Source organism: Leclercia sp. UBA7405, from assembly GCF_037152215.1.
In the GTDB taxonomy this organism is placed as follows: Bacteria; Pseudomonadota; Gammaproteobacteria; order Enterobacterales; family Enterobacteriaceae; genus Enterobacter; species Enterobacter pneumoniae.
Window position 1 is genome coordinate 2,288,039 of the sequence record NZ_JBBCMR010000001.1, and the last position, 13,599, is coordinate 2,301,637.

Here is a 13,599-nt window from a genome sequence, read left to right on the forward strand (position 1 = left end):
TTTACGGCCTTGTAGTAGAAGCAGAATTAACAAACCACTGCTGGATGTTACCCATCGCGCTGTGCGAGGTATCCAGAATCGGCTGCGGGAAGAAGCCCAACAGCACCAGCAGTACGACCAGCAGCAGGATGATGAACAGCTCACGCAGCGACATCCCCGGCAGCTCTTTGGCAGCGATTTCACTCTTCGCTTTACCGAAATAGGCGCGGTGCAGCATCGCCAGGGAGTAGACGGAAGCGAACACCAGACCAAAGGTAGAGATCACGGTAATAACCGGCACCACTTTGAAGCTGCCGAACAGAATCATAAATTCGCCGACGAAGTTACCGGTGCCAGGCATCCCCAGCGTCGCCACCGCGAAGAACATCGACATCGCCGGCAGCCACTTAATTTTGCTCCACAGACCGCCCATCTGACGCATGTCGCGGGTGTGCAGACGTTCGTACAGCTGGCCACACAGGATGAAGAGACCGGCCGCAGAGAGACCGTGCGCAATCATCTGAATCACCGCCCCCTGGTACGCCAGCTGGCTGCCAGTGTAGATAGCAATCAGCACGAAGCCCATGTGGGAGACAGAGGTGTAAGCAATCAGACGCTTGATGTCGTACTGCGTGAAAGCCATCCACGCGCCGTAGAAGATACCGATCACACCGAGCCACATCGCAATCGGCGCAAATTCAGCAGAGGCGTTCGGGAACAGCGGCAGTGCGAAACGCAGCAGACCATAGGCCGCGGTTTTCAGCAGGATGCCTGCCAGGTCAACGGAACCTGCCGTCGGTGCCTGAGAGTGCGCATCCGGCAGCCAGCCGTGCAGAGGAACCACCGGCATTTTCACCGCGAAGGCAATGAAGAAGCCCAGCATCAGCAGATATTCAACACCGTGAGACATTGGCGTCTTCAGCAGATCCTGGTAGTTGAAGGTCCAGACACCGGTCGCGTTGTAGTGCACGAATACCAGCGCCAGAATCGCAATCAACATCACCAGACCGCTCGCCTGGGTATAGATGAAGAATTTGGTAGCCGCCGTGATACGCGTTTTACCGTCGGATGCCTTATGGCCCCACAGCGCGATCAGGAAGTACATCGGCACCAGCATCATCTCCCAGAAGAAGAAGAACAGGAACATGTCGATGGCAAGGAACACGCCGATAACGCCGCCCAGGATCCACATCAGGTTCAGGTGGAAGAAGCCCTGATATTTTTCGATTTCTCGCCAGGAGCAGAGCACCGCCAGAACACCGAGCAGACCCGTCAACACCACCATCAGCAGCGACAGGCCGTCAATAGCCAGGTGAATGGTTATGCCAAAGCGTGGGATCCACGGCAGAATAAACTCCGACTGCCACTGCGGAATGCCCGCAGACTGCGTCAGGGAGTAGCCACCCTGCAACCACAGTTGCAGGCCAAGCGCGAGCGTCAATCCCATGGTAATCAGCGCAATCCAGCGCGGCATCTTCACGCCAAAGCGTTCAGTCTGCCAGCACAGGAAGCCGCCGATGAAGGGAATTAATATTAGCCAGGGTAGTAACATGGCGATTTGCATTCCTTTTTAAGGCCCCCAGCAGGGGCCTGATTTTCAACGAATTCGAATAAAATTCACTTAACGATCAACGCAATACCATCAGCAGCGCCAGCACGACAACCGCACCGATGCTCATGGACGCCACATACCAGCGCAGATAACCGTTCTCGCTGAACAGCAGGCCTTTACCTGCAAAGCGAGAGAGGATTGCCGGAATGTTCATCAGTGAGTTCAGTGGATCGCGCTTAATCAGCCACGCAATGCCGAGGAACGGTTTCACGAAGATCATGTCGTACAGCCAGTCGAAGCCCCACGCGTTGTACCACCAGGTCCCCAGCAGACGGCCCGGCGCGCTGTTAGCAACCGCAGTCACCAACGTACGTTTGCCCAGCCACAGCCATGCCGCAATCAGGATGCCCGCAATCGCGACCACACCGGAGGTGATTTCGAGGGTCAGAACGCGACCGTGCTCAAGCTCGGTGGTTGCCGGCAGTACGCCCTGCAGCGGTGGCACGATCATCGCGCCAACGAAGGTGGACAGTACCAGCAGTACAATCAGCGGCAGGTGGTGGGTAATCCCCTTCCCTGCGTGAGCGTGAATTTGTTCTTTACCGTGGAAGACGATGAAAATCATACGGAAGGTGTACAGGGAGGTCATGAATGCACCGACCAGACCCGCAACCATCAGATTGATATGACCATTCGCCATGGCGCCCGCAAGGATTTCGTCCTTACTGAAGAAGCCCGCGGTGATCAGCGGCAGTGCCGCCAGCGCCGCGCCGCCCACCAGGAAGCAAGCGTAAACCAGCGGGATGGACTTACGCAGTCCGCCCATTTTGAAGATATTTTGCTCGTGGTGGCAGGCCAGAATCACCGAACCGGATGAGAGGAACAGCAGCGCTTTAAAGAACGCGTGAGTCATCAGGTGGAAAATGGCCGCGTCCCACGCCTGAACGCCCAGCGCCAGGAACATGTAGCCGATCTGGCTCATGGTGGAATACGCGAGAACACGCTTGATGTCGGTCTGCACCAGTGCGGCGAAACCTGCCAGCACCAGCGTTACGGCACCCACGATACCCACCAGATGCAGAATTTCCGGGGTCATCAGGAACAGACCATGGGTACGCGCAATCAGATAAACCCCTGCGGTCACCATGGTTGCGGCGTGGATCAGCGCGGAGACAGGCGTCGGGCCCGCCATCGCGTCGGCCAGCCATGTCTGCAGCGGCAGCTGTGCGGATTTACCCACAGCACCACCCAGCAGCATCAGCGTCGCCCACCACAGCATGTTATTACCTGCCTCGAAGTGCGCCGGCGCCAGTTCCACCATTTCGCGGAAGTTCAGCGTGCCCAGTTCGTTGTAGAGAATGAACAGCGCGAAGGCGAGGAAGACGTCACCCACGCGGGTTACGACAAACGCTTTCATGGCCGCTGCGCCATTCTTCGGATCGGTGTAGTAGAAACCGATCAGCAGGTAAGAGCAGAGACCCACCCCTTCCCAGCCGAGATACATCAGCAGCAGGTTATCGGCCAGCACCAGGACAACCATGCTGGCGATAAACAGGTTGGTGTAGGCGAAGAAGCGGGAGTAACCCTCTTCACCGCGCATATACCAGGAGGCGAACATGTGGATCAGGAAGCCCACGCCGGTGACCACAGAGAGCATGGTCAGCGACAGTCCGTCCAGCACCAGATTAAAGCCGATGTTGAAATCGCCTACCGACATCCAGGTCCACAGTGGAACGCTAAAGGCCTGACGCCCGTTATTAAAGAAGTCGATACCCGCATACGCCGTGACCAGCGCAGCCAGACCGACAGACCCCATACCAACGGTGGCAGAGAGATTCTCAGACCAGCGGCCGCGTGAGAACGACAGCAGCAGGAAGCCAATCAGCGGAAAAATAATGGTTAAGGCAAGCATGTTCATCCACGCAACTCACTTACTGAATCGATGTTCAGGTTCTGGCGGCGACGATGGAGCTGCAGCAACAGCGCCAGGCCAATACTCGCTTCGGCAGCCGCGAGGCTGATAGCAAGAATGTACATCACCTGACCATCGGCCTGGCCCCAGTAGCTCCCGGCGACCACGAAGGCCAGCGCCGAAGCGTTAATCATGATTTCCAGTCCAATCAGCATAAACAGCAGATTGCGGCGGATAACCAGACAGGTTAAGCCCAGGACGAACAAAATCGCAGCGAGGATCAGTCCATGTGTTAAGGGGATCATGCGCGCTCCTCCGTTTTTCTTTTCGCGCGGTCGTCAGTGCGGTTGCTCAGCACCTCGCCGACGCGCTCTTCGCGACCAACGTGGAAGGCAACAACCAGGCCCGCCAGCAGCAGCATTGAGGCCAGCTCAACCGCCAGAACGTACGGGCCAAACAGGGCAATACCCACGGTTTTGGCGCTGATCGGCGTGCCGTCGATGCCCTGATCGTTCACGCCCAGAATGGCGTAAACAATCACCGCCAGCATGATGGCCGACAGAATCGCCGGGCCAATCCACACCTGCGGTTTTAACCACTGACGTTCCTGCTCAATTTCGGAGCCGCCCAGGTTCAGCATCATCACCACGAAGACGAACAGCACCATAATGGCACCGGCGTAAACGATGATTTCCAGCGCACCGGCGAAGTGCGCGCCCAGCGCAAAGAACACCCCGGAAATAGCCAGCAGCGAGATGATTAAATAGAGCAGCGCATGCACCGGGTTGGTGTGCGTAATCACTCGCAGCGTAGCCAGGATGGCGATAAGGCCACAGATATAAAAAGCGAATTCCATTGCCCTCTCCTTACGGTAACAGGCTCTTGACGTCGATAGGCTTAGCTTCGTTCTCTGCTTCGCCCTTATCTTTGCCGTCGATTGCCATACCCGCCATCCGGTAGAAGTTATATTCCGGGTATTTGCCCGGACCGGAAATCAGCAGATCCTCTTTCTCGTACACCAGATCCTGACGCTTGTACTCACCCAGCTCGAAGTCTGGAGTCAGCTGAATCGCCGTGGTTGGGCACGCTTCTTCACACAGACCGCAGAAGATGCAGCGTGAGAAGTTGATGCGGAAAAACTCCGGGTACCAGCGGCCATCGACCGTCTCTGCTTTCTGCAGAGAGATACAGCCTACCGGACAGGCTACCGCACACAGGTTACAGGCTACGCAGCGCTCTGAACCGTCCGGATCGCGCGTCAGCACGATACGGCCACGGTAGCGCGGCGGCAGATATACCGGCTCTTCCGGGTACATCCGGGTTTCGCGTTTTGCAAACGCGTGCAGGCCGATCATCCAGATACTGCGTACCTGGGTGCCGAAACCTACCAATAATTCTTTTAAGGTCATGGTCTAAAGCCCCTTATGGCTGCTGCCAGAGAATGACAGCTGCCGTTACCAATAAATTGACGAGCGTCAGCGGCAGGCACACTTTCCAGCCGAAGGACATTACCTGGTCATAACGAGGACGCGGTAACGCTGCGCGAATCAAAATAAACATCATCATAAAGAACGCGGTTTTCAGCGCGAACCAGATGAATGGCGGTAAGAACGGGCCATGCCAGCCACCAAAGAACAGCGTTACCATCAACGCGGAAATGGTGACGATACCGATGTACTCGCCCACGAAGAACAGACCGAACTTCATACCGGAATATTCAATGTGGTAACCGTCGGCCAGTTCCTGTTCGGCTTCTGGCTGGTCAAACGGGTGACGGTGACACACCGCCACGCCTGCGATAGCAAAGGTAACAAAACCAAAGAACTGCGGGATAACGTTCCAGATGTCGGCCTGGTTGTTGACGATGTCGGTCATGTTGAATGAACCGGCCTGCGCCACCACGCCCATCAGGGAGAGCCCAAGGAACACCTCGTAGCTCAGGGTCTGCGCGGAAGCACGCATCGCACCCAGCAGTGAGTATTTGTTGTTACTGGACCAGCCTGCGAACAGTACCGCGTAAACCGCGAGGCCTGCCATCATCAGGAAGAACAGGATGCCGATGTTCAGGTCAGCCACAACCCAGGTCGGGCTGACGGGAACGATAGCAAACGCCAGCAGCAGCGAGGTAAAGGCGATCATTGGGGCCAGCGTAAAGATGACGCGATCCGAGAATTTCGGGATCCAGTCCTCTTTAAAGAACATCTTGATCATGTCCGCGACCAGCTGGAGTGACCCCCCCCAGCCCACGCGGTTCGGCCCGTAACGGTTCTGGAACAGACCGAGCAGGCGACGTTCACCAAAGCTCATGAATGCACCGCAGGTGACCACCACCAGCAGAATCACAACCGCCTTCAGAATGCTCAGCAGGATGTCGATAAGATCCGGCGTTAACCAACTCATGCTTTTGCCTCCTGCAGGTTATCAAGACGCGCACCCGCCAGAACTGGCGCGATGCCAGGCATACCCATCGGCAGACCCACCTGGCCGGCGGTCAAACCTTCGGAGATAATCAGCGGCAGGCTGATCGTCTGGCCATCGTAGCTGAAAGCGATGTTCGCACCCGCGTTAACGCCAAGCTTCGCGGCGTCCGCCGGATTGAGCTTGATGTACGGCTGCGGCATACGGGTCTGGAAGACCGGAGAGCGCTGGGACATTTCATCGCTACCGAACAGATGGTAGTAAGGTGCAATACGCCAGTTACCCTCTTCCGCCTGGAAGCTCGCCGGCACGGTCGTGAAGAAGTCCAGACCGGTTTCAGAGGCTTCAATCAGGCGTACGCCCGGATCGCCGTGGCGCAGGGAGCCGCCCACTTCAGCCTGGAACTTGTTCCATGCCTGCGGTGAGTTCCAGCCCGGAGCCCATGCGAACGGAATCTGTGAACGCGGTGCAGACGGCTGGTTGTTCCCTTCCATCGAGAAGGCAAACATCGTGTCTTTGTCCTGCGGCTGACGAGGCTCATGCACGCTGATGTTGGCACGCATCGCGGTACGGCCGCTGTAGCGGTGCGGCTCACGCGCCAGTTTCTGACCGCGAATACGGAAGCTCGCTTCCGGCGCCGCGTCTTTGATACCGGCCAGTTGAGGCAGTTTTTCGACTACCGCATCAATAACGTGGTCGAGCTGCGTCCAGTCCACTTCACGGCTGAGCAGGGTGCTGTGCAGCGAGTGCAGCCAGCGCCAGCTTTCCAGCATGATAATGTTGTTGTCGTAGTAGGCCGGGTCGTAAACCTGGAAGAAGCGCTGTGCGCGTCCTTCGTTGTTGATGACCGTACCGTCGCTTTCGGCGAAACTTGCCGCAGAGAGCACCAGGTGCGCTTTGTCCATAATCGCGGTGCGCTGATGGTCAATGACCATCACCAGCGGCGCTTTTGAAAGCGCTGCGTCAACGCGAGCGGCAGAGGCGTGGCGATGCAGGTCGTTTTCCAACACCACAACGGCGTCAGCAGAACCGGATTCCAGTTCGCTTAACGCGTCTTCCAGCGAGCCGCCGCCAATCATACCCAGACCGATGCTGTTCACCGCACGGGCAATCATGGTGATACCCACGTCCGCGCCGCGGCCTTTCAGGGCTTTAGCAACGTTCGCTGCCGCCTGAATGATTTCGGCACTACCGGCGTTGGTGCCGGAAATAATCAGCGGTTTCTTCGCGCCCGCCAGGGCCTGAACAATTACGTCAACCTTGTTTTGCAGGTCTCGATCCAGTTCAACGGCCGGAGAGTTACTATCGAGCGCATGCGCGATGGCGAAGCCCAGGCGTGCCTGATCTTCCACCGGTGCACAGTAGGTCCACGCGGCGATGTCGTCCAGACGGGTATTGTCGACGTTGGTTACAAACAGCGGATGCTTCGCGCGCTGACCGATGTTCAGGATCGCCGCAATCTGCCAGTCAGCCACTTTCTGGGCCGCTGCCATTTCACGCGCTTTACCTTTCACCGCCTGACGAACCGCCAGAGCCGCACGTGCGCCGGTCTGAGTCAGATCTTCACCCAGCACCAGCACCGCGTCATAAGATTCAATTTCGCGCAGCGCAGGGGTGTGAACGCCACCTTCACGCAGCACTTTCAGTACCAGCTGCAGACGTTCCTGCTCTGACTTCGCGATACCGGTATAGAAGTTTTCTGCCCCAACCAGCTCGCGCAGCGCGAAGTTGCTTTCGATGCTGGCGCGCGGGGAGCCGATACCGATCACCTTCTTCGACTGACGCAAAATATCAGCCGCGCCCTGCATCGCCTGCTCGGCGTTCAGGGTGATGACGTCATCGCCACGGCGCTGAACCGGCTGACGCGGACGGTCTTTCAGGTTCACGTAGCCATAGCCGAAACGACCGCGGTCGCAGAGGAAGTAGTGGTTAACGGTACCGTTGTAACGGTTTTCGATACGACGCAGTTCGCCGTAACGCTCACCCGGGCTGGTGTTACAGCCGAGGGAACACTGCTGGCAGATGCTTGGTGCAAACTGCATGTCCCATTTACGGTTGTAGCGCTCGGAGTGCGTTTTATCTGTGAATACGCCGGTCGGGCAGATTTCTACCAGGTTACCGGAGAATTCGCTTTCCAGCACGCCATCTTCCGGACGACCGAAGTAGACGTTGTCATGCGCGCCATACACGCCCAGATCCTGACCGTCTGCGTAATCTTTGTAGTAACGCACGCAGCGGTAGCAGGCGATGCAGCGGTTCATTTCGTGAGAGATGAACGGCCCCAGGTCCTGGTTACGGTGGGTACGCTTAGTAAAGCGATAGCGACGGAAGCTGTGACCGGTCATGACGGTCATATCCTGAAGGTGGCAGTTACCGCCCTCTTCACACACCGGACAGTCGTGCGGGTGGTTGGTCATCAACCACTCCACCACGCTTTCGCGGAACTGTTTGGCTTCTTCGTCATCAATCGAAATAAACGTGCCTTCGGTGGCCGGCGTCATACAGGACATCACCAGGCGACCACGCGTGTCTTCCGCGTTTTGATATTGCTTTACCGCACACTGGCGGCAAGCACCGACGCTGCCCAGCGCCGGATGCCAGCAAAAGTACGGAATATCGAGGCCAAGAGACAGACAAGCTTCTAGCAGGTTGTCCGCCCCGTTGACTTCGTATTCTTTGCCGTCTACATGAATCGTAGCCATTAGCATGCTTCCAGTTGGCTCGAATTGCTTCGAGCGTTAATCAAAATTCTTTTTATCACCCTTACCCTACCCCTCTCCCTGAAGGAGAGGATAGAGCCCGGTTTTCTCCCTCTCCCTTGAGGAAGAGGTCCGGGGCAAGGGGGAATTACCAGCGTGCTTTGAGCAGGTTCGGCTGAATACCATTGATCGAATGGGTATTGCTGAACGGCTGCTTGATGCCCGCTTCGAATTCTTCGCGGAAATATTTAATCGCGCTCTGCAGCGGCTCGACGGCACCCGGTGCGTGGGCACAGAAGGTTTTACCTGGGCCCAGGAATCGACACAGTTGCTCAAGTGTCTCGATATCACCAGGCTGACCTTCGCCACGTTCGATAGCACGCAGAATTTTCACGCTCCACGGCAGTCCGTCACGGCATGGCGTACACCAGCCGCAGGACTCGCGGGCAAAGAACTCTTCCAGGTTACGCACCAGCGGAACCATGCCGATCTCGTGGTCGACGGCCATCGCCAGCGCCGTACCCAGACGGCTACCCGCTTTACCAATGCTTTCAAATTCCATCGGCAGGTCGAGGTGAGCTTCGGTCAGGAAGTCTGTTCCTGCTCCACCCGGCTGCCAGGCTTTGAACTTCAGGCCATCACGCATGCCGCCCGCGTAGTCTTCAAGAATCTCACGCGCGGTGGTACCGAACGGCAGTTCCCAGACGCCAGGATTCTTCACGCGGCCGGAGAAGCCCATCAGCTTGGTGCCGGCATCTTTGCTTGAAGAGATGCCCTGATACCACTCCACGCCATTGGCGAGGATCGCCGGAACGTTACACAGGGTTTCGACGTTGTTAACGCAGGTCGGTTTACCCCACACGCCGGAGCTGGCCGGGAACGGCGGCTTGGAACGTGGGTTCGCACGGCGACCTTCCAGGGAGTTAATCAGCGCGGTCTCTTCACCGCAGATATAACGCCCTGCCCCGGTGTGCACGAACAGTTCGAAGTCAAAACCGGTGCCCAGAATGTTTTTACCGAGCAGACCGGCTTCGGTCGCTTCGGCAATCGCGCGACGCAGGTTTTCTGCCGCTTCGATATACTCGCCGCGCAGGAAGATGTAGCCACGGTAGGCTTTCAGCGCAAACGCGGAGATCAGCATGCCTTCCACCAGCAGGTGCGGCAGCTGCTCCATCAGCAGGCGGTCTTTATAGGTACCTGGCTCCATTTCATCAGCGTTACACAGCAGGTAACGGATGTTCATGGATTCGTCTTTTGGCATCAGGCTCCACTTCAGACCGGTGGAGAAGCCCGCGCCGCCGCGCCCTTTCAGGCCAGCATCTTTAACCGCATTGACGATCTCATCCGGGGCCATACCGCCGAGCGCCTTGCGCGCGCCAGCATAGCCGTTTTTCGCCTGATACTCTTCCAGCCACACCGGCTGCTTGTCGTCGCGAAGACGCCAGGTCAGCGGATGGGTTTCGGGAGTCAGAATAATATTTTTCATTATTTATACTGCTCCAGCAGGTCAGGAATCGCTTCCGGCGTCAGATGGCTGTGAGTGTCCTCATCAATCATCATGGTCGGCCCCTTGTCGCAGTTACCCAGGCAGCAGGTTGGCAGCAGGGTAAAGCGACCATCAAAGGTTGTCTGGCCCGGCTTGATATTGAGTTTCTTCTCAATGGCGGCCTGAATGCCCTGATAGCCCGTGATGTGACAAACAACGCTGTCACAGTAGCGGATCACATGGCGGCCTACCGGCTGACGGAAGATCTGGCTGTAGAACGTGGCTACGCCTTCAACGTCACTTGCCGGAATACCCAGCACTTTTGCAATCTCATAGATCGCCCCATCCGGCACCCAGCCACGCTGTTTCTGAACGATTTTCAGCGCTTCAATGGACGCCGCACGCGGGTCTTCGTAGTGGTGCATCTCGTGCTCAATGGCGGCACGCTCTGCTTCACTCAGCTCAAAAGCCTCGGTCTGTGGTTGTTGATTCTCGTGCATAATTAGCGGTCCACATCTGACATAACAAAATCGATACTACCCAGATAAACAATCAGGTCGGAGACCAGACTGCCGCGAATGGCGGCCGGGATCTGTTGCAGGTGCGCAAAACTTGGCGTACGCACGCGGGTACGGTAGCTCATGGTGCTGCCGTCGCTGGTCAGGTAGTAACTGTTGATACCCTTGGTCGCTTCAATCATCTGGAAGGATTCTTGCGCCGGCATGACCGGACCCCAGGAAACCTGCAGGAAGTGGGTGATCAGGGTTTCGATATGTTGCAGCGTGCGCTCTTTCGGCGGTGGCGTGGTCAGCGGGTGATCCGCTTTAAACGGCCCTTCCGGCATGTTGTTGAGGCACTGCTCAAGGATGCGCAGACTCTGACGCAGCTCTTCCACTTTCAGCATCACGCGGGTATAGCAGTCGGAAACACCACCGCCAACCGGGATTTCAAAGTCGAAGTTCTCGTAGCCAGAGTATGGACGGGCTTTACGCACGTCGAAATCGATACCGGTAGCGCGCAGACCTGCACCTGTTGTGCCCCACTCAAGCGCTTCTTTCGCGCCATAGGCAGCAACGCCCTGAGAGCGGCCTTTCAGAATGGAGTTGCGTAGCGCAGCTTTCTCGTAGGAGGCGAGACGTTTCGGCATCCAGTCGAGGAACTCACGCAGCAGACGGTCCCAGCCGCGCGGCAGGTCGTGTGCGACGCCGCCAATACGGAACCAGGCCGGGTGCATACGGAAACCGGTGATTGCTTCCACCAGATCGTAAATTTTCTGACGGTCGGTAAAGGCGAAGAAGACCGGGGTCATCGCACCGACGTCCTGAATGAACGTGGAGATGTACAGCAGATGGCTGTTGATACGGAACAGTTCAGACAGCATAACGCGGATTACGTTAACGCGATCCGGCGTGGTGATCCCTGCCAGTTTCTCAACGGCCAGCACGTATGGCATTTCGTTAACGCAGCCGCCCAGATACTCGATACGGTCGGTATACGGAATATAGCTGTGCCAGGACTGACGCTCGCCCATCTTCTCAGCACCACGGTGGTGGTAACCGATGTCCGGAACACAGTCGACAATCTCTTCGCCATCAAGCTGAAGAATAATACGGAAGGCACCGTGCGCAGACGGGTGGTTTGGACCGAGGTTGAGGAACATGAAGTCCTCGTTATCGGTACCGCGCTTCATGCCCCAGTCTTCCGGCTTGAAGGTCAGCGCTTCCATCTCCAGATCCTGCTTGGCTTTGGTCAGCTCAAACGGGTCGAATTCGGTCGCACGGGCCGGATAGTCTTTACGCAGCGGGTGGCCGGTCCAGGTCTGCGGCATCATGATGCGCGTCAGATTTGGGTGGCCATCGAAAGTCATACCAAACATTTCCCAGGTTTCACGCTCATACCAGTTCGCGTTCGGGAAAATTTTGGTGATCGTCGGCAGATGCATGTCGTTTTCAGACAAGGCCACCTTGAGCATGATATCCGTGTTGCGGTCTATTGAGATCAGGTGGTAGAAAACGGAAAAATCCGCCGCGGGTAACCCGTGACGGTGCGTACGCAGACGTTCATCCATGCCGTGTAAGTCAAACAGCATGACGTAAGGTTTTGGCAATTTCTTGAGGAAATCGACAACTTCCAGTAATTGCTCACGCTTCACCCAAACAACGGGTACCCCGGTGCGGGTGGCCTGAACAGTAAAGGCATCCGGCCCAAAACGGTTGCGCAGTTCGCCAATGACCGGGTCATCCAGGTGATCCCGTGTTTGCCATGCGGCGTCTTGCGCGGTTAAGTCGGTCATATTGTTCACCATTGCAAATGGTCCGTGGTGACTGCCAGGCGGGGCTTCGCGCTATTTGAATAGTGATGTACGAAGCTTTTCTCCACCGCCCGCAGGCGCAAATTAAATTTCGTCAGGCGTACGCAGGTTGGTCACTGCAATACGTTCGCCGCGTTTACGCTCGCGCTCAGACTGCATGTTCGCGCGATAGACACCCTGGTCGCCTACCACCCAGGAGAGCGGACGGCGTTCTTTGCCAATCGACTCCTGCAGCAGCATCAGCGCCTGCATGTAAGCTTCCGGGCGCGGCGGGCAACCTGGGATGTACACATCAACCGGGATGAACTTATCTACGCCCTGGACAACGGAGTAAATGTCGTACATTCCGCCTGAGTTTGCACAAGCGCCCATGGAAATAACCCATTTTGGCTCGAGCATCTGGTCGTACAGACGCTGAATGACCGGTGCCATTTTGGTAAAGCAGGTACCGGCCACCACCATCAGGTCAGCCTGACGCGGAGAGGCACGCAGTACTTCTGCACCAAAACGCGCAACGTCATGCACCGCAGTGAATGACGTCACCATTTCAACGTAGCAGCAAGAAAGACCAAAGTTATACGGCCAGATGGAGTTTTTACGACCCCAGTTGACCATATCGTGCATGGCATTTTCGAGTTTGCCCATGTACACGCTTTTATTGACTTCTTGCTCCAGGGGGTCGGTTACGATCTCCTGTTTTTGCAGGGGGTAACGGTCATTCTCACCGTTAGGATCTATGCGGGTGAGCGTATAATCCATCTTATTGCCTCGCTGTTACTGCTGACGATTAGAGATACTGTTTTCCGGGTTGATACGTTCACGACGTGAACGTGCAGGTGTCCAGTCCAGCGCGCCAATACGCACCAGATAAACCAGACCGGCCAGTAACACTAAAATGAAAATTGCGGCCTCGACAAAGCCCACCCAACCACTTTCACGAATGGAGGTAGACCATGCGAAAAGATAGAGCGCTTCAACGTCGAAGATGACGAAGAACATGGCTACCAGATAGAACTTGGCAGACAGGCGTAAGCGAGCAGTACCTACAGAATCAATACCTGATTCAAAAGGTGTGTTTTTGTGCCTTGCGCGGGCGCGACCGCCCAGGAACCAGCCGCCGACTAACATCAGGCAGCACAGGCCAATGGCTACAATAAGAAAGATTGCGAATGCCCAGTGATGAGCGATGACTTCTGTGGATGTTGACATACTCATTGCTTACTCATCAAAAGTGATACCGAC

At 56.5% G+C, this 13,599-nt stretch carries 12 protein-coding genes; all 12 read right to left on the reverse strand.

Annotated elements, in window-relative coordinates; all coding sequences use genetic code 11:
* Position 1: 1 nt before the first annotated feature.
* The 12 genes from nuoM to nuoA all read right to left on the reverse strand — a co-directional run bounded on the left by nuoM (position 2) and on the right by nuoA (position 13,572).
* Positions 2–1,531 (reverse strand): NADH-quinone oxidoreductase subunit M, encoded by a 1,530-nt coding sequence (gene nuoM, locus WFN75_RS11185; RefSeq protein WP_040074686.1) that lies wholly within the window; start codon positions 1,529–1,531, stop codon positions 2–4.
* 76 nt (positions 1,532–1,607) lie between these two features.
* The gene (nuoL, locus tag WFN75_RS11190) at positions 1,608–3,449 is read right to left on the reverse strand and encodes an NADH-quinone oxidoreductase subunit L (protein ID WP_040074685.1); all 1,842 of its coding nucleotides are present in this window, start codon (positions 3,447–3,449) and stop codon (positions 1,608–1,610) included.
* On the reverse strand, positions 3,446–3,748 hold the full coding sequence (gene nuoK / locus WFN75_RS11195) for an NADH-quinone oxidoreductase subunit NuoK (protein WP_040074684.1): 303 nt from the start codon (positions 3,746–3,748) through the stop codon (positions 3,446–3,448). Before nuoK ends, nuoL begins: the two co-directional genes overlap by 4 nt.
* The gene (gene nuoJ / locus WFN75_RS11200) at positions 3,745–4,299 is read right to left on the reverse strand and encodes an NADH-quinone oxidoreductase subunit J (RefSeq protein ID WP_040074683.1); all 555 of its coding nucleotides are present in this window, start codon (positions 4,297–4,299) and stop codon (positions 3,745–3,747) included. Before nuoJ ends, nuoK begins: the two co-directional genes overlap by 4 nt.
* A gap of 10 nt (positions 4,300–4,309) precedes the next feature.
* Positions 4,310–4,852, reverse strand: coding sequence for an NADH-quinone oxidoreductase subunit NuoI (gene nuoI / locus WFN75_RS11205; RefSeq protein ID WP_003861491.1), 543 nt, complete (start codon positions 4,850–4,852; stop codon positions 4,310–4,312).
* 13 nt (positions 4,853–4,865) lie between these two features.
* Positions 4,866–5,843: an NADH-quinone oxidoreductase subunit NuoH gene (nuoH, locus tag WFN75_RS11210; RefSeq protein ID WP_040074682.1), complete on the reverse strand. Its 978-nt coding sequence runs from the start codon at positions 5,841–5,843 to the stop codon at positions 4,866–4,868.
* On the reverse strand, positions 5,840–8,563 hold the full coding sequence (nuoG, locus tag WFN75_RS11215) for an NADH-quinone oxidoreductase subunit NuoG (protein ID WP_212477681.1): 2,724 nt from the start codon (positions 8,561–8,563) through the stop codon (positions 5,840–5,842). Before nuoG ends, nuoH begins: the two co-directional genes overlap by 4 nt.
* 145 nt (positions 8,564–8,708) lie before the next feature.
* The gene (nuoF, locus tag WFN75_RS11220; RefSeq protein WP_046884688.1) at positions 8,709–10,046 is read right to left on the reverse strand and encodes an NADH-quinone oxidoreductase subunit NuoF; all 1,338 of its coding nucleotides are present in this window, start codon (positions 10,044–10,046) and stop codon (positions 8,709–8,711) included.
* On the reverse strand, positions 10,046–10,546 hold the full coding sequence (gene nuoE, locus WFN75_RS11225) for an NADH-quinone oxidoreductase subunit NuoE (protein WP_006176513.1): 501 nt from the start codon (positions 10,544–10,546) through the stop codon (positions 10,046–10,048). The genes nuoF and nuoE overlap by 1 nt, the downstream gene beginning before the upstream one ends.
* Before the next feature lie 2 nt (positions 10,547–10,548).
* The gene (gene nuoC / locus WFN75_RS11230; protein WP_154298765.1) at positions 10,549–12,351 is read right to left on the reverse strand and encodes an NADH-quinone oxidoreductase subunit C/D; all 1,803 of its coding nucleotides are present in this window, start codon (positions 12,349–12,351) and stop codon (positions 10,549–10,551) included.
* A 90-nt stretch (positions 12,352–12,441) separates the two neighbouring features.
* The gene (nuoB, locus tag WFN75_RS11235; protein ID WP_032612787.1) at positions 12,442–13,116 is read right to left on the reverse strand and encodes an NADH-quinone oxidoreductase subunit NuoB; all 675 of its coding nucleotides are present in this window, start codon (positions 13,114–13,116) and stop codon (positions 12,442–12,444) included.
* A 15-nt stretch (positions 13,117–13,131) separates the two neighbouring features.
* Complete coding sequence (nuoA, locus tag WFN75_RS11240; RefSeq protein WP_032612789.1) at positions 13,132–13,572, reverse strand: NADH-quinone oxidoreductase subunit NuoA; 441 nt, start codon at positions 13,570–13,572, stop codon at positions 13,132–13,134.
* Positions 13,573–13,599: the final 27 nt, after the last annotated feature.